Below are 17,604 nucleotides of genomic sequence, written 5' to 3' on the forward strand. Positions count from 1 at the left end.
GCATTTACAATGAAAAAAATAATTATTACGCTACAATTACTGGTTTCGATTGCAACTTTTGGACAAGGCTTTGTACACAGAGACGGACAAAAGATTGTTGACGGAAACGGAAAAAACATACTACTAAGAGGTTTAGGATTAGGAGGCTGGATGGTGCAGGAAGGCTACATGATGCAAACCCAGCCTTTTGCAAGTCCTCAATATGTGATCAAACAGAAAATTGAGGACGTTGTTGGAGAACAGGGAACAAAAGAATTTTATGCCGCTTATAAAGCAAACGGAATTACAAAACGTGATATCGATTCATTAGCAAAATGGGGATTCAATTCTATTCGTTTGCCAATGCATTACAACCTATATACACTGCCAATCGAACAAGAGAAAAATGGTGAAATCACGTGGATAGAAGAAGGTTTTACCATGACAGATAATTTACTGAAATGGTGTGCCGAAAATAAAATCTATCTTATTTTAGACTTGCATGCAGCTCCCGGCGGACAAGGAAATGACGCTGCAATTTCTGACTACGATACTACAAAACCATCTTTATGGCAAAGTGAAACCAATCAGAAAAAGATGATTGCTTTGTGGAAAAAGCTGGCTTCTCGTTACAGAGATAATCCCTGGATTGGAGCTTACGATATCATCAACGAACCAAACTGGAATTTTACCGGAACCAATAAAAACGGTTGCGACGAAAACTCAAACGGACCTTTGAGAGATTTGATGGTTCAGGTAACAAAAGCCATTCGTGAAGTTGATACAAACCATTTAATTTTTATCGAAGGAAATTGCTGGGGAAATAATTACAACGGAATTTTTCCTTTATGGGATGAGAATATGGCGTTGAGTTTTCATAAATATTGGAATTACAACACAATCGCTTCTATCCAGAAAATGCTGGATTACAGACAACAATACAATGTTCCAATTTGGTTGGGAGAAAGTGGAGAAAACTCTAATGTTTGGTTTAAAGATGCGTTGACTTTAGTAGAAACCAATAATATTGGATGGGCTTTTTGGCCAATGAAAAAAATCGAAAATATTGCGGGAGTAACATCAGTAACCAAAATTCCGGAATACGATGTTTTACTGAAATACTGGAAAGACGGCGGCCAAAAACCAAGTGCAGATTTTGCCAAGAAAACATTAATGAAAATGGCAGATAATTACAAAATGGAAAACGTAACCGTTAAGCCGGATGTAATCGACGCAATGTTCAGACAAGTACAAACAAACGATACAAAACCTTATAAAAAGCATGTAATTCCTGGAAAAATTGCGGCAACTCAATATGATTTAGGAACAAATGAGCATGCATATTCAGATAAAGATTTTATAAACTACAGATCAGAAACAGGAAAATTTGATGAGTGGAACAAAGGAAATACCATGAGAAATGATGGTGTTGATATTTTGCCATGTAAAGATGCAGGATCAAACGGTTATCAGGTTTCATTTATAGAAGATGGCGAGTGGCTTCAGTTTACAACTCAGGTTGCAAAACAGAATACATATAAAGTTGCAATTCGTTATTCAAGTGAAAACTCAAAAGGAAAGCTTCATTTAGAAACAGAAAACGGTAAAAAATCAGAAACGATCACACTTCCGGCAACTGGAGGAAATGAAAAATTCAAAACAGTTGTTTTATCAGGAGTAGAGCTAAATTCGGGAACAAATAAAATAAAAGTAGTTTTCGAAAAAGGAGGCTTTAATCTAAATTATTTAGATTTTTCTGAAAGAAAAAAATAAAAGATAATATTCCGTTAGGAATTAAAGGTTGGTAGAAAAAAGGTTGGTAGAAAAAAATATTGGTATATATAAGAAAATTGTCCCGTAGGGACAAAACAATTAGATCAGGGTTGACAACAACAGAATTAACATAAGTTTTAAATTGATTTTTTTCAGTAAAGCCTTTGAAACATTAGCTTTACCGGAATAAAATTTTTTAACATGAAAAAGATAAATACAATTGTTTTAGTGGTAATGCTGCTTTTGGTAAGCAGTTCGTTTTATGGTCAAAATTTAAAATTGATGACCTACAATATTCGTTTAGATGTTGCGTCTGACGGGGAAAATGCATGGCCAAATCGGAAAGATTATTTTGCTTCTCAAATACAATTTTATAGTCCGGATATTTTTGGAGTTCAGGAAGCAACTCCAAATCAAGTTACAGATATAGCTTCGGCTTTGCCTAATTACAACAGGTTTGGAATTGGGAGAGAAGAGAAAGGAACGGGAGAAGCCTGTACGATTTATTATAAAAAGGATCGTTTTCAGGTGCAGGAATCAAATACATTTTGGTTGTCAGAAACGCCAAATGTAGTTTCAAGAGGTTGGGATGCAGCCTGTAATAGAGTTTGTACGTATGGATTGTTTAAAGATTTAAAAACTAAAAAAACATTTTGGGTTTTTAATCTGCATCTCGATCATATGGGAGAAGTGGCAAGAGTAAAAGGAGTAGAATTGGTGCTTTCGAAAATAGCGGCACTAAACATAAAAAAATATCCGGTTTTTTTAATGGGAGATTTTAACTCAGAACCAGAAACAAAACAAATTGTAGAAATTAAAAAAGTAATGGATGATACGAAAGATATTTCAATAGAAAAACCTTTTGGACCATCAGGAACATTCAATGATTTTGAGCATAATAAACCAGTAACGTTATTAATAGATTATATTTTTATCTCTAAAAATAGCGGATTAAAAATTCAAAAACACGCAGTACTAAGTGATTCTAAAGATTTAAGATATCCATCGGATCATTTACCTGTCTTAATAGAAATAGATTAAAAATGAAAAACATCAACAAAAAACTTCAAATTTTACTTTTACTGCCACTTATTGCAGTTCAAATAAAATGTGGGACTTCAAAAAAATCAGTTGCCACTTCTGGTAAAGCCGAAGCTTGGATTACGACAACCGATGAAACATCAAAATTGCAAAAGCAAAATGATTTGGTTTTTAATTCAGAAACGAATTCAAATCAAACAATTTTGGTTGACGCTTCTCAAAAATTTCAAACCATCGAAGGTTTCGGATTTTCTTTAACGGGAGGAAGTGCGCAGGCAATCATGAAACTGGACAAAGCAAAGAAAGAAGCATTGCTTCAGGAACTGTTTTCCAGAAATAATGACGCAATTGGTTTGAGTTATTTACGTATTAGCATTGGTGCTTCTGATTTGAATGAAAAAGTTTTTTCGTATGATGATATGCCCGAAGGGCAAACAGATTTAAAACTGGAACACTTTAATCTTGGTCCGGATTTAAATGATGTTGTACCGCTTTTAAAAGAGATTTTGGCGATAAATCCAAACATCAAAATTATGGGTTCTCCATGGTCGCCGCCAGTTTGGATGAAAGACAACGGAAGCTCAAAAGGAGGAAGTTTACAACCAAAATACTATCAGGTTTATGCGGAGTATTTTGTAAAATATATTCAGGCAATGAAAGCGCAGGGAATTGTAATTGATGCAATAACACCTCAAAACGAACCTTTGCATCCCGGAAATAATCCAAGTTTGCTTATGCCGGCATTAGCGCAAGCAGAATTTATTAAGATGAATTTAGGTCCCGCTTTCGCGAAAGCAAAAATCAAAACCAAAATAATAGTTTACGATCACAATTGCGACAAACCTGAATATCCTTTAACGATATTAAATGATCCAAAAGCATTGCCATTTGTAGCGGGTTCAGCGTTTCATTTATACGAAGGAGATATCAGTGCATTGTCTACAGTTCACGATGCATATCCAAAGAAAGATTTATATTTTACAGAACAATATACAGGATCAAAAAGCAGTTTTGAATCTGATTTGAAATGGAGTGTAAAAAATGTTGTTATTGGTTCGATGCGTAACTGGAGTGTAAATGCATTATCATGGGGATTAGCAAATGATGAGTATTACAAACCCTTTACACCAGGCGGATGTTCTACCTGCAAAGGCGCATTAATGATCGATCAGGCTCAGAATATTAAAAGAGAAGTTGGCTATTATATTATAGGTCATGCTTCAAAATTTGTCCCTGAAGGATCTGTTAGAATTGGCAGTAACATTAGTAATAATTTATACAATGTTGCGTTTAGAACGCCAACAGGACAGATTGTTCTAATTGTAGAAAATGATGGAACTTCGACAGAATCATTCAATGTTAAATACAATCAAAAACAAATTTCAACTACTTTAAACGCTGGTGCAGTTGCAACTTACGTTTGGTAATCAAAATTAAATATATGAAAAGAATAACCACATTTACCTTGTTGATGGTATCGTTTTTTGCGGTCGCACAACAAGAAACAATCGATCAGAAAGTAAATGCTTTATTGAAGAAAATGACTATTGAAGAAAAAATAGGTCAGCTTAATCAATACACGGGCGATAATTCGGCAACGGGACCAATCACCATAAACCCAAACAAACAAGCCGAAATAAAAGCGGGTTTAGTAGGTTCGATGCTTAATATTATCGGAACAAAATATACCAGACAATATCAGGAATTGGCAATGCAGTCCCGTTTAAAAATTCCGTTGTTATTTGGTCAGGATGTAATTCATGGATACAAAACAACATTTCCAATCCCATTAGCTGAAGCTGCAAGTTGGGATTTGGCAGCAATCGAATTGGCGGCAAGAGTTGCAGCTACAGAAGCATCTGCAAGCGGAATACACTGGACATTTGCACCAATGGTTGATATTGGTCGTGATCCGCGTTGGGGAAGAGTAATGGAAGGAGCCGGAGAAGATACGTACTTAGGTTCTAAAATTGCTTATGCGAGAGTAAAAGGATTTCAAGGAAATAAATTGGGAGATTTAAACTCGGTTATGGCTTGCGTAAAACACTTTGCAGCTTATGGTGCAGGAGTTGGCGGAAGAGATTATAACTCCGTAGATATGAGCGAGCGCATGTTGCTTGAGACTTATTTACCTCCTTTTAAAGCAGCTCTTGATGCCGGTGCAGCAACCTTTATGAATTCATTCAATGATTTAAATGGAATTCCTGCAACAGCAAATGTACACTTACAACGTGATATCTTAAAAGGAAAATGGAACTTTCAGGGATTCGTAGTTTCTGACTGGGGTTCGATTGGAGAAATGGTAGCACACGGTTATTCAAAAGATCTTAAAGCCGCAGCACTTTCTGCGATTACAGCCGGAAGTGATATGGATATGGAAAGTAATGCATACCGTTACAATCTTGCCGAATTGGTAAAAGAAGGTAAAGTTTCTATTGATTTGATTGATGATGCTGTAAAACGTATTCTTCGCAAGAAATTTGAATTAGGATTATTTGACGATCCGTACAGGTATTCAGATGAAAAGCGAGCTGAAAAAGCTTTAAGCAATCCTGAAAATAGAAAAGCAGCACTTGAAGTAGCGCAAAAAAGTATCGTGTTATTGAAGAATGACAACCAAACATTACCAATTTCTAAAAGCGTAAAAACAATTGCATTTATTGGACCAATGGTAAAAGAATACAAAGCCAATATGGGCTTTTGGTCAGTAGAATTACCGGACGTTAATTATGATAAATGGGTAGTTTCGCAATGGGATGGTTTACAAAATAAAGTAGGCAAAAACACTAAATTGCTTTACGCAAAAGGTTGCGAAGTAGACGGAGATAACAAAGACGGATTTGCCGAAGCAGTTGCAACCGCAAAACAAGCTGATGTTGTTATTTTGAGTATTGGCGAAAGACGCGATATGAGCGGTGAAGCAAAAAGCCGTAGCAATCTTGGTTTACCGGGCGTTCAGGAAGATTTAGTAAAAGCAATTCAAGCAACAGGAAAACCAGTTGTAGTTTTGATAAATGCAGGAAGACCTCTTGTTTTTAACTGGACTGCAGACAATGTTCCGGCAATTGTTTATACTTGGTGGTTAGGAACTGAGGCAGGAAACGCTATTGCAAATGTTTTATTTGGAGATTATAATCCGTCAGGAAAATTGCCAATGACATTCCCAAGAGAAGTAGGACAAGTGCCTATTTATTACAATCATTTCAGTACAGGAAGACCTGCGAAAGATGAAAATCAAACCAATTATGTTTCGGCATATATCGATTTAAAAAATTCACCTAAATATCCTTTTGGATACGGATTGAGTTATACACAATTCAATTATGCTGATTTGAAATTATCTTCGACTAAAATAAAAAGTAACGAAACCATTAAAGTTTCATTTCAATTATCAAACGTTGGAAAGGTTGCTGGAGAAGAAGTGGTGCAATTGTACTTGAAAGATAAATTTGGTTCAGTAGTAAGACCGGTTTTAGAATTAAGAGATTTCCAAAAAGTAAAATTAAATGCAGGAGAATCTAAAACTATCGAATTTACAATCGACAAAGAGAAACTTTCTTTCTATAATGATAAATTAGAATGGACAGCTGAACCGGGGGATTTCGAATTAATGATCGGAACTTCGTCAGCAGATATTAAATTAAGATCAAACTTTGAATTACTATAAAATTACAATCTCCAAAAAACTGTAATTAACCAAAAAAGCGGAGTCGTAAGACTCCGCTTTTTTATATTAAAGCAAATATGATTTTAAATCTATTTAATTAAACTATGGTGCATAAGTCCCATCGGGTAATGTCATTAAGTTAAGCTTTTAGAAAATCAAATCCGTTTTTATCTGCGTTTTTACGGAGTAAATCTGTTTTATCCGCGTTAAAATTAGACGCTGATTTTACTGATTCGCTAAAGCGAAAACACGGATAAAAACGGATTTTTCTAATTACTTTCTTGATTACTCCGCTGGAGCTAATTGAACGAATGTATTGTATTGGCTATAAATATTGCGCTCCTCCGGAGCTTTTAATTAAAGTGCTTTTTGAAATTGAATTTCAGTTTATTCAAAATACCTTCTTCAATAATATCAACCCCAATTCCAAAATTACTGTCTGCAACTTCGTGGTGTGCAGCTCTGAAATCTTCAAAATCTTTCTCCGGAATTTCTAAATTAATTAAAGGTTTAAAATCAATATTGATAGTTCCTCCGTTTTTGGTGATTTTTTTACGACTGGTATAATCAAAATACGGATTGTTGATAGTGCTTTCCTGTATTGTAAATTTCTCCGTAACATCTATTTTCTGATCCGTCACAAGTTGGATTTCAAATCGCTCGCTGTCAAAATTATGCCAGAAAGTAATGTCCTTATGCATAAAATCTCTGGCAGTATTTTTGACAATATTTCCATCAAAATACATTAAAAAACGATTGTTTTTAGCGTCTGTATAATATGGATTTTCAATTGTTGTTTTGTATTCAACTATAAATTCATTCCCCTTTTTATCATCACTTGCGATTTCAATTGCAGCATCTTTAAATATATTTCTAAGATCCGTTCCGTTTCTGTCGTTAACATAGTTTAGCGTATGAAAGAAGAAATTATTCCAGCTGTCAATGATTTCCCTTTTGTTCGTTTTCTTGAAATATTTACGCATATAATTTGCGCGATTTCCTTTGTATTTCGTTGTTAACTTTAGTTTACCAATATTGTTTTCTACAATAAGTTCTGATTTTTCATCAACAGCATAATAAGGAAAACGATGCGGCGGTTTAATTTGTAATTCCAGATTTGGTTTAACCTCCAGATAATGCATAAAGAAGATAAAACCGCGATTTTCAATAAATCCAAATTCATCACGAAGAGTAGCATCCACAAAATAACTTTCATCTTTGTAATTGATCTTAACAATTACGTGATTAAAAGTCAGTAACGATGGCAAATAATATTTCATGTAGAAGTCCGTATTGAAATTGACCAAAATAATTGAAGAGTCAACACCAATATAATCTAAAATTACCTTTAACAAAACAGATTTTGCCTTACAATCTCCTTGTTTATTCTCATACGTAATAGACGGTTCCTGCGGTTTATGACCGTTCATCTCATCTGCATTGTAAATGTAATTGATATGGTTTTGCACATATTCTATCGCAAATTGCAGCTGCTCATCTTTATTGTCAATTTTGTCAAGCTTTTCGATTAAGTCCGGCGCAAATTCCTTTAGAGAAGATTTCTCAAAAATAGTATCATAAATTGGAGCAATATAATTTGATAATTCTTTCCAATTATCATCTGTTGCAAAATCAATAAAGGGAGAAACCTCTCGATTCGAATCTACAAAATTGATAAAGTTGTCTTCTTCGATTAAGTATTCTTCTCCTTTTTTCAAATAGCTGATTTCCGGTTCCAAAACATTTCCGTCTTCATCTCTAAAAAAAGTCTTTTTATAGGCAATTGTTCTTTCGCGATCGTTCTTAAAAGTAAACTTATATTTTCCGTAAGCCCAATAACTATCCGGACCTATCCAAACATATTTAGAGAACTCTTTGCGTAAAAAATCACGATCGGTAAAAACTTTAACTCTGGAATCCTCCATAATCAAAATATCATAAAGACGAAGATCTTTTATCGTAATATTGACTTTCTTATTACTGCTAAGAACACCGCCTCCGCTTTGGTTTTCGCTGTCCAGAGTTTTAATTTTAGTGTCTGGAATTTTATCTACCAAAACACCATCTCTCAAAACACTGATTCTATGTATAAGATACGTTTCATTTTCTTCCAGAACAACATCTACTACAGATGCTCTTTCTAAATTCGCAGGTTCATTTAGCGTATAAGCAAGACAAGCATATTCACTATTTTCAGTGTCACTTGTATAATATATTTTATCTAAAAAATAACAATAATCACGTCCCTCATCAGCTTGTTTTTGAGAGAATTCAGATTCTTTGATATATTCAATAAGTTGAGCATCATTAATATTGCTTGCCCAATGTTCCGGTTTTTGAATTTTATAATTTTCTGATTGAAGAGTTTGTTCCATAGTAAGGCTTTTAATTGAAGTAGGTAAAATCTTTCGTATAAAACAAAAATATAGAATTTTGACAATATCTAATAATGGCAGATTGATTATTGAGATAAGTTCGGTTTTCTTACAATAAAGATTTTATTATCTGATTATATAGAAGTTTAATCTTAGATAATTTAATGAAATTCTGAAAGAATTGAGAAAGTTGTAAAAGGCAATAGTAGTAAAAACGCCAATAACTACGCAAAAGAGATTACAATTTGCAGAAAATAAAAGAGATTAAAACGTAGCAGCAAGATGTAAAATCAGAATTATTTTAAAACCGTATTTATAAAATCCATAGCGCCAATCCCTTTATAAGATGCATATAAGGCCTTGTCAAAAGCTTCTCGTTTTGCTTTTTTATCCTTCGCTTCAGTTTCAACAATCATCTGATTGAAAATTCTCTCCTGTTCTTCGCTATATTTTATAGAAGCCTCCAGAAGATCATTTTTGGATACTAATCCAAAAGAAGAATATAATTTTTTCATAAACTTCTTGTTCAGTTGTTCTAGGTTTGGAATGCTCATATTTAAACCAATTTATATTATCTATATAAGAGACATAGTGTTTTAACTTATGTTACAGAATTGTAGTGTTAATAACAATCAATTATATATTTTCCCTTGTAATTACTTTTTTTAATGCCATTTTGTTGCAAAAACAACAAGCTAAGTGTCTAATGTGTTATTATGACGCAATGTACTTATTTTTTCAATTTGTTTTTTATTTTTAAGTAAAAATTGTGATTTTAACACTTGTATTTGGAGTGATTCGACACAATAATTTGGTGGGAATTTCGAAAAAACGCCCCGGTTTTATAAAAATGAATTAAATTGCAGTACCAATCAAAACTGGAAAGTTGTATTTAATAAAAAGTAGATGTTAAAAGACATTGTAGAAAATAATCAAAATTACCAACCTGGACTTTCAATAGATTGTGTAATTTTTGGTTTCCACGACAATCAGCTTAAGGTTTTATTGATTAAGATTCCGCACAGTCAAAAGTGGTCTTTACCCGGTGGATTTATTCCGATTAATCAGGATATTGATACAGCGGCAGTAACTGTTTTGAACAGCAGAACAGGAGTAGAGGGAATTTTTCTGAGACAATTTGCAACCTTCGGAAAAATAAAACGAAACGACCAGCATTTTGGGAAAGAAGTTTTAGAATACTTAAAAATTGAAGAAGAAAAAGGAAAATGGCTCACACAGCGTTTTGTAACAATTGGATATTATGCTCTGGTCGATTTTTTTAAAACGATTCCAAAATCTGTAAATAAAGAAGAAGTAATAGAATGGATTGATCATAAAGAAGTTCCGGAACTTATTTTAGATCACAAAGAAATTCTGGATAAAGCTTTAGATACACTTAGGATTGAATTGAATTTAATGCCAATTGGATATAATTTATTGCCAGAGAAATTTACAATGCCCGAACTTCAGAAATTGTATGAAACCATTTTGGATAAAAAGCTGGACAGAAGAAATTTTCTCCGAAAAATAACCAACATCGGAATCCTGACAAAACTCGACGAAAAGAAAAGCAATGTCGCACACAAAGCGCCAAATTTATATTCGTTTGATAAAGATAAATACGAAGAAGTCCTCAAAAACGGACTAAATCAAGGCTGGTAAGAATTAAAGTTTAATTTTGAAATTAGCGATTATGGTTTCAATAGAAAAATTCAGAACTTTGGCATTGTCCTATCCAAATGCAACTGAAGAACCACACTTTGAGAAAACATCTTTTAGAATCAATAAAAAAATATTCGCGAGTTTTGATGAAAAGAACAATCAGGCAGTTTTGAAATTAAATGAAATCGATCAATCTGTTTTTTCCGCTTCAAGCGAAATGATTTTTTATCCAGTGCCTAATAAATGGGGAAAACAAGGCTGGACAATTGTTGAACTTTCAAAAGTAAGACCCGAAATGTTTGAAGATGCATTGATACGTTCGTACGAAAATGTAATATCAAAAAAGAAGTAATTTATATTTTACCATTAAGAGATTAAGAAAAATTAAGTATTAAGCTTAATGAAACTTAATCTCTTAATGGTTTAAAATTTTATGTTTATTGTTATTCAACGATAGTTCTAAAAGTCAAATTTACCCGAGGTTTTGAGGTCATTTTTGTTGGTGGTAAACGGTGTAACCAATATGTTTGCGTAGTATCTTTCATGACCAATAAACTACCATGTTCCAGAATTAAAGAAACAGTTTCTTTGGTTTCTTTATGTTTGAAAGCAAACTTTCGTTCAGCGCCAAAACTTACCGAACCAATTGCTCCATTCTTTTTTAGATCCTTTTCGGCATCGCTGTGCCAAGCCATTCCTTCATCGCCGGAATGATATAAATTGAGCAAACAAGAATTGAATGTTTCTCCTGTTTCTTGTTCTATAACAGCTTTTAATTCGAGTAATTCCTTTGTCCACGGAAGCGCTTTTTTGGTAGTATTCGAGTATGTATATTCAAAACCCGAATCACCGTACCAAGCGACTTTTCGTTTGGTCAAAATTAATTTCCCGAAGATTATAGCTTCATCATTTTTCCATTCAATGGTATTTAAAAGTACATCTAGATAACGATTAGATTCTTCTCTTGAAAATAGTTTACCATAATAATTTACAGTTCCGTCTTTCGGAAGTAAATTGGTCGTTTCGTCTGTATGCGGATTAAATAAGTCCATTTTTCCATTTTTGATATTTGGTTTTCATACAATGCCCGCAAGGTCTGAAACCGTTTTGTCTGGCTTCACTTTCAGACAAAAAGAAAGCCCGATTTTCTCGTTTCATTCTTTTTCCTGAAGAACATTTTAAAGTTCCGTAGATTTTTAATTTTTGGTTTCCACCAAAGCAAATTTCCGCATTTTTAATTTTATTTCGGAGATCTGAATCTGAAATTTTGTTGTGTTGAATCATTTCTTTTTTTAAGGTTTAAAGGTGCAGAGGTTCAAAGGTTTACAGCTTTGTGTCTCTGCACCTTTGAGCCTTTGTCCCTTAAGATAACGCATCATGAAAAATAATCCCTAATGTATGTCGTTCACCAGAATGAATCTCGCTAACGCCATGTTTCATATTCACACGATAATACCCTTTTGTGCCTTTTACAGGTCTGAAATTTGTGGTAAAAATCAATATATCACCTTTTTTAGGTTTCAGTACAATTGCCTTTGATTGTGCTCTGGGAGTTTGCTGCGTTAGAACAAATTCGCCGCCTGTAAAATCTTTGTCGGGTTCGTTCAGAAAAAGGACTATCTGAATAGGAAAATAAATATCTCCGTATAAATCCTGATGCAAAGTATTAAAACCACTTTTACCATATTTTAAAATTAAAACAGTTGCTTTTAATTGATTATTGGCGTGACATTCTTCTAACAGTTTTTCGTGGGTTTCAGGAAAAACAGTATTAATATTTAATGCTTTCATCCAGGCGTTTGCAATTGGCGCCAGTTTTGGATAAATAGCCGAACGAAGATTTTGAATTAAATCAGGCAGCGGATAATTAAAATATTTGTATTCGCCTAAACCAAAACGATAGCGCTCCATTACAACTGTTTTTCGATATAAATTTGGATTATCATAATCAAATTTTAAATCTTCGCATTGTTCGTTATTAAGCACATTTGGAATGATTGCAAATCCATTTTCGTGCATAGATTCGGTGATGCTGTCCCAATTAAGAGAAGCAATTTTTGATGGTATATTTTGCATTTTTATGACGTTGCTATTTCGCAGAAAATTGAAGATAATTCTTCGGGTTTACTAAAAAAAGGAGAGTGACTGGTTTGCATTTGATATACTTTTTGACAAATTGTTTCAGCATACATTTTTCTTTGAATAAAGGGAGTTACTGCCTTGTCTTCAGTACATTCGATATAAAACCGGGGAACACTTCCATATTTTTCTTCTGATAGTTCTAAAGGTGTAATACCAGATTCTACAGATTCATGGCTTAATAATAACTTTGCCAGTTCCGTAATTGTTTCGTCACAATCATGGTAAAGGCCTTCTTTGTAAATTTCGGGCTGTAAAGTATGAGCATTCAGTTCTGGATATCTTGTTACATAAGGTTTTAAAACACCATTAACGTCTTGAGCAGAATATTCGCTTTGAGTTTTACCATTGGGAATTAGATAAGCGGCTAAATAAATCAATTTTTCGATTTTTGCTGACCGATATTCTGCCGCCTGCGAAATCATAATATCATTTTTGCTATGACCAACAAGTATAATTTTAGGGTCTAAACTGTCGATTAATTTGCAAATTGATTCTACAGATTTTTGAAATGTTACCTCACTAATTGGAGTTTTGTCTCTTCCCATTCCCGGCAAATCAACAGCAATTGCTTTATGGCCTTTGCTTTCTAAAATTGGAATTACTTTATGCCAATTCCATGCACTATGCCACGAACCGTGAATTAAAATAAATGTTTTCATGTCTTAAATAGTTAAAATTATAAGACAAAATTACTTTTGAAGGCAGCAAAATAAAATCCGTTTCTTGCTCAATTATAAATTGATTTGAGCACCTTCCCAGCCAATTATAGCCGTTTTCCGAGTGTTTCCCCACATATAACCGCCAAAGGTTCCAGTGGATTGAATAACACGATGACATGGGATTAAAAAAGCTACAGGGTTACTGCCAATTGCCGTTCCGACAGCTCTCGAAGCATTTGGCTTCTCGATTTGCTGTGCAATAGAACCATAAGTAGACAATTGTCCCATTGGAATTTTTAGCAAGGTTTCCCAAACTTTCAGCTGAAAATCGGTTCCTTTTAAATGCAGTTTAATTTCTGATAATTTGCTCCAGTCGTTCTGAAAAATGAATAAAGCATTTTGCTGTATTAAATCCAGTTTTCTGAAGAATGCTGCATTCGGAAATTTATGTATTAAATTTTCGAACCCAATTTCTTCACTTTCGGCGAAAGCCATAAAGCAAACGCCTTTTTGGGTAGAAGCCACAATAATATTCCCAAACGGACTTTCGGCAAAACTGAAATTGATTTCTAAATTTTTACCGCCATTTTTATATTCGGCGGGAGTCATGCCTTCGATGTTTATAAATAAATCATGAAGACGGCTTGTCCCGGAAAGACCAGTGTCAAAAGCAGCGTCAAATAGGGTGGCTTGATTGTCTTCTTTCAGAATTTTTTTGGCATGTTCAACACTAATATATTGTAAAAATTTCTTCGGACTTGTTCCTGCCCATTCGGTAAACAAACGCTGAAAGTGAAACGGACTTAAATGCACTTTTTCGGCAACTTCATCAAGATTGGGTTGCGCTTTAAAATTGGCTTTGATATAATCAATCGCATCTGCAATTCGATTATAATTGATGTTTTCCTGTGTGTTCATTTTCATTCAATTTTATAATGCAAATATCGATTGTTTTTTGCGGGTATAAAATCCGAAACTTGCGGTGTTTTTTTTTGTTTCAGGTTTCACGTTCTGCAGCAACTTGAAACTTGAAACTTGAAACAATTGATACTATAAATCTTTTTCCATTTTGTAATTAATCAGTTCGACTCCTAATCTTATATTTTTTTGCTCGGCTATTGCTCTAAAACCTTTCTTTTCGAAGAATGGTTTTGCAGTAATACTTATATCAGATGCTAAGGTTTTTGTATGGTGTTTTTGGGCTTCGATTTCTAATTCGGTTAAGATTTTATCAGCGATTCCTTGTCTTTGAAAGTCTTTATGAATATAGAAAAAATCAATATAATTCCCGTCTTTTAAAGTTCCGAAACCGATGATTTTATGTTCTAAAATTGCCAATAAAACAAATTGAGTATTGATGACTTCAAGCCAGCGATCTGTATTGTGAACTCCGGAAATCCAAGCTTCAATTTGAGGTGGATTATAGTCATTTTTACAAATATGGTGAATGGTTTCGATATACAATTCCTGCATTTCTTTCAGGTCCGAAATTGTCGCTTTTCTGAAATTTATTTCCATTAGAGTTGAAATTAATGCGCTGTAGTTTTAGAGAAAATATTAATTACAACAACACCAATCATAATTAAAGCCAATCCAATAATAGCTGGTAAATCTGGTATTTGTTTGAAAAAAATGGCTCCAATTATAGTAATTAAAACGATTCCAACTCCGGACCAAATCGCATAAGCAATTCCAACAGGAATGGTTCTGATTGCAAAGCTCAAAAAGTAAAATGCAGCAAAATATCCCACAATCGTTACAATACTTGGGATTAGTTGTGTAAACTGTTCTGATTTTTTTAATGCCGAAGTAGCAATGATTTCAAATATAATGGCGATTCCCAAAAAGAAGAAGTTTTTCATGTTCAAGTTTTTTACAAAGTTAACTTTTCCAATAGAAGAAAACCATAGAGGTTTTTAAACCTAATTAAAGGATTGAGTTGTTTTTATTATGGATTAAATGATAGTCCAACGCTAAAAAACAATCTTACTTTGTCAATATTATTTATCCAGGAAGTATCAAAATGAATAGGGCCCAAAATGGATTGATAAGAAATCGAGGCTCCTCCAGATATTACAAGGCTAGGGTCGAAGCCATCATCCCAATTTCCTTTTGGACTAAAGGCCTTCTTAATGTATTTGTCAAAAGATTCAAACCCAACAGTTGCGATATTAAAATGGGGAGTTAGATAGATTTTTCCCATAAGATTTATTTGAGAAGCAATTTTTAAGCCCATATATTGTGAAACATTGAGTTCGTCTTCATTCAGGCCGGGAAATGAAAGACGATTACTGCCAGAACTTGGTATAATTCCTCCTAAGAAATATTTTGAAGAATAACCAAAATCAGAAAATGAGATTTGACTATCTTTAAGTTTATCCTCAAAAATAAAATAAGAATCAAACCCAATGATTCCTGTAATTTTCTTTTTTAGAAGAGCTCTTTTTTCAAAGTTAAAACCCAATTTTGTATAACCATTGGTTGCACCAGATATGCTTGTTTTATCTGGGTCGTTAAAAGAGGTATAAACATCCGATAACAATGATCTGGTTACATTTGCTTTTATAATTGTTCCGTTTTCAGCAAAGAAAACTTTATCCATATCATTGTAGGAATAATGCAGGTTAAATTCTATTGTGTTTAAGGAGTAATTCGTGATATCGATCGAGTTAGGATTGTATTCTCTGTCGTATTTTGGTTTTAAATGAGCGTATTGATAGTTTAAACCATAGCCAAAATAACTTTTTAGTGAATTTATGTTTCTGTTGATCTCATTACTGAATTCTAAAGAGTTGTAAAGGACATTATCTGAAGCTTTGCCGTTAAAATAAATCTCTTGCCTTAAAAAGGCTCCATAAAGCTCAGATGACCACCACCAATCTCTGTTTTTTCCAAAATTTTTCTGATAATTGATTCGTGCTTTTGGCTGCTCTGCAATATCTACTGTTACAAGAAGACGAGATGCTCTCGCCAGGACATTTCTTGCAGTATAATTAAAAATGATTCCCACTCCTCTGTAGGTATCGTAATGTACGGATGTGTTGAGTTGATTTTTGGCACGTTCATGTCCAAATATCGTAACGCCTAGTTTGTCGCCATCTTTGACAAAATAGTTGTATGTAATCTCATCAAAAAGATTAGTACCCATTGCCCGGTTAATGCCTGCTAATAAATCCTTGGTAGTATATTTGACATGTGTTTTTAGATTTGTTCTTCCTAATACCAAAGCAAGGTTTTCCGGACTGATTTTTTTGTAAACAATAGTGTCAAGAACAAATTCCTGAGGGATGTTTGGTAATTCGTGAGTTCGTTGTGTGTATCCTTTTAATTTTTCGGATAATGCAATTAAAGCTGGAAGATTTTCGGCTGTTGCGATTTTACCATCTTTGTATATTTCGTCGCTATCTGCAAAATCAGCAGTAGAAAAACGTAAGTTTGGCAGGTGATCGACTAAGATATTGCAAAGTTTTCGGTTTGCCGGGTTCTTGATATTACTCGGAAACATACTCGTTTGAGTCAATATAGTGATAAGATTGTTTAGTTTGTCTATGGGTTCCAATCCACCGCCGACATCACTACCAATAATAAAGTCAGCACCCATTTCTTTGGCGACATCTGTTGGGAAATTATTCATTACACCACCATCAACTAATACTGTTTTTTCGTATGTCATAGGTTTGAAAATACCAGGCAATGACATACTTGCTCTCATGGCATAAGCAAGACTGCCTTTGCTTAGAATAACTTCTTTCCCTTCGGCCAAATCGGTAGCCATGGCTCTAAACGGTATTGGCAGGCTGTCAAAATCTTTAATATTGTATACAGGGTAGGTTAATTCAGAAAGGAGTTCTCTTAAGTTTTGATCATTTAAAAGAGAGCCAACGCTGTTTAGTTTTTTGTCCTTAACACCTATTCCAACTAAATATCTTTGAAATTCTCTTTTTTCTTCTACACTCACAGACTTTAACGATTGACCTCCGCCAAATAATTTATCCCAAATGATGTTTTTGGTTAATTTTTCGATACTATCACCTGAGTATCCCATGGCGTACAAACCTCCAATGATGCTTCCCATACTATTTCCAACAATAAGATCGGGGACAATGTGCAATGAATCGAGTTTTTGCAATAGAGGAATATGTGCAATTCCTTTTGCTCCACCGCCGCTTAATACTAATACGACTTTAGGTTTCTTTTCCTGAGAAAAAATAATTTGCGGAAGACTTAGTATAAAGAAAAAGATGATTAAATAAGTTGTTTTTTTCAAGTTTGTACTGTTTAAGTATTTGAGAAATAGATCCTTATT

Annotated in this window: 16 protein-coding genes; 6 read left to right on the plus strand and 10 right to left on the minus strand. The window is 33.8% G+C overall.

Annotated elements, in window-relative coordinates; all coding sequences use genetic code 11:
• Positions 1 to 9: 9 nt before the first annotated feature.
• The 4 genes from CHB81_RS17090 to CHB81_RS17105 all read left to right on the plus strand — a co-directional run bounded on the left by CHB81_RS17090 (position 10) and on the right by CHB81_RS17105 (position 6,460).
• A complete protein-coding gene (locus tag CHB81_RS17090) occupies positions 10 to 1,752 on the plus strand; it encodes a cellulase family glycosylhydrolase (RefSeq protein WP_089353131.1) in 1,743 nt (580 codons plus the stop codon).
• Positions 1,753 to 1,953: 201 nt separating this feature from the next.
• A complete protein-coding gene (locus tag CHB81_RS17095; RefSeq protein ID WP_089353060.1) occupies positions 1,954 to 2,793 on the plus strand; it encodes an endonuclease/exonuclease/phosphatase family protein in 840 nt (279 codons plus the stop codon).
• Between the two features lie 2 nt (positions 2,794 to 2,795).
• Positions 2,796 to 4,220, plus strand: a complete 1,425-nt coding sequence (locus CHB81_RS17100; protein ID WP_089353061.1) for a glycoside hydrolase family 30 beta sandwich domain-containing protein — start codon at positions 2,796 to 2,798, stop codon at positions 4,218 to 4,220.
• Between the two features lie 14 nt (positions 4,221 to 4,234).
• Complete coding sequence (locus tag CHB81_RS17105; protein ID WP_089353132.1) at positions 4,235 to 6,460, plus strand: glycoside hydrolase family 3 N-terminal domain-containing protein; 2,226 nt, start codon at positions 4,235 to 4,237, stop codon at positions 6,458 to 6,460.
• A gap of 353 nt (positions 6,461 to 6,813) precedes the next feature.
• Here CHB81_RS17105 and CHB81_RS17110 read toward each other — a convergent pair whose 3' ends face one another.
• Both CHB81_RS17110 and CHB81_RS17115 read right to left on the minus strand, forming a co-directional pair.
• Positions 6,814 to 8,835: a hypothetical protein gene (locus CHB81_RS17110; protein WP_089353062.1), complete on the minus strand. Its 2,022-nt coding sequence runs from the start codon at positions 8,833 to 8,835 to the stop codon at positions 6,814 to 6,816.
• 296 nt (positions 8,836 to 9,131) lie between these two features.
• A complete protein-coding gene (locus CHB81_RS17115; RefSeq protein ID WP_233209723.1) occupies positions 9,132 to 9,350 on the minus strand; it encodes a hypothetical protein in 219 nt (72 codons plus the stop codon).
• A gap of 391 nt (positions 9,351 to 9,741) precedes the next feature.
• On the opposite strand from CHB81_RS17115, the gene CHB81_RS17120 reads away from it, so the two are divergent.
• Together CHB81_RS17120 and CHB81_RS17125 are read left to right on the plus strand one after the other, a co-directional pair.
• Positions 9,742 to 10,497: an NUDIX hydrolase gene (locus CHB81_RS17120; protein WP_089353064.1), complete on the plus strand. Its 756-nt coding sequence runs from the start codon at positions 9,742 to 9,744 to the stop codon at positions 10,495 to 10,497.
• A 31-nt stretch (positions 10,498 to 10,528) separates the two neighbouring features.
• Positions 10,529 to 10,849: an MmcQ/YjbR family DNA-binding protein gene (locus CHB81_RS17125; RefSeq protein ID WP_089353065.1), complete on the plus strand. Its 321-nt coding sequence runs from the start codon at positions 10,529 to 10,531 to the stop codon at positions 10,847 to 10,849.
• A gap of 91 nt (positions 10,850 to 10,940) precedes the next feature.
• On the opposite strand, the gene CHB81_RS17130 is transcribed toward CHB81_RS17125, so the two are convergent.
• The 8 genes from CHB81_RS17130 to CHB81_RS17165 form a co-directional block, all read right to left on the minus strand.
• Positions 10,941 to 11,549 (minus strand): alpha-ketoglutarate-dependent dioxygenase AlkB, encoded by a 609-nt coding sequence (locus CHB81_RS17130; RefSeq protein WP_089353066.1) that lies wholly within the window; start codon positions 11,547 to 11,549, stop codon positions 10,941 to 10,943.
• Positions 11,536 to 11,781 (minus strand): Ada metal-binding domain-containing protein, encoded by a 246-nt coding sequence (locus tag CHB81_RS17135; protein ID WP_089353067.1) that lies wholly within the window; start codon positions 11,779 to 11,781, stop codon positions 11,536 to 11,538. Before CHB81_RS17135 ends, CHB81_RS17130 begins: the two co-directional genes overlap by 14 nt.
• A gap of 78 nt (positions 11,782 to 11,859) precedes the next feature.
• The gene (locus CHB81_RS17140; protein ID WP_089353068.1) at positions 11,860 to 12,573 is read right to left on the minus strand and encodes a 2OG-Fe(II) oxygenase; all 714 of its coding nucleotides are present in this window, start codon (positions 12,571 to 12,573) and stop codon (positions 11,860 to 11,862) included.
• Positions 12,574 to 12,575: 2 nt separating this feature from the next.
• Complete coding sequence (locus CHB81_RS17145) at positions 12,576 to 13,298, minus strand: alpha/beta fold hydrolase (RefSeq protein ID WP_089353069.1); 723 nt, start codon at positions 13,296 to 13,298, stop codon at positions 12,576 to 12,578.
• A 72-nt stretch (positions 13,299 to 13,370) separates the two neighbouring features.
• Positions 13,371 to 14,216 carry a methylated-DNA--[protein]-cysteine S-methyltransferase gene (locus tag CHB81_RS17150; protein ID WP_089353133.1) on the minus strand — a complete coding sequence of 282 codons (846 nt, stop codon included), beginning with the start codon at positions 14,214 to 14,216 and terminating at the stop codon, positions 13,371 to 13,373.
• Positions 14,217 to 14,348: 132 nt separating this feature from the next.
• A complete protein-coding gene (locus CHB81_RS17155; RefSeq protein ID WP_089353070.1) occupies positions 14,349 to 14,816 on the minus strand; it encodes a GNAT family N-acetyltransferase in 468 nt (155 codons plus the stop codon).
• 11 nt (positions 14,817 to 14,827) lie between these two features.
• On the minus strand, positions 14,828 to 15,160 hold the full coding sequence (locus CHB81_RS17160; protein ID WP_089353071.1) for a multidrug efflux SMR transporter: 333 nt from the start codon (positions 15,158 to 15,160) through the stop codon (positions 14,828 to 14,830).
• A gap of 86 nt (positions 15,161 to 15,246) precedes the next feature.
• On the minus strand, positions 15,247 to 17,565 hold the full coding sequence (locus tag CHB81_RS17165; protein WP_089353134.1) for a patatin-like phospholipase family protein: 2,319 nt from the start codon (positions 17,563 to 17,565) through the stop codon (positions 15,247 to 15,249).
• Positions 17,566 to 17,604 lie beyond the last annotated feature (39 nt).

The organism is Flavobacterium sp. ov086 (assembly GCF_900187965.1).
GTDB lineage: Bacteria > Bacteroidota > Bacteroidia > Flavobacteriales > Flavobacteriaceae > Flavobacterium.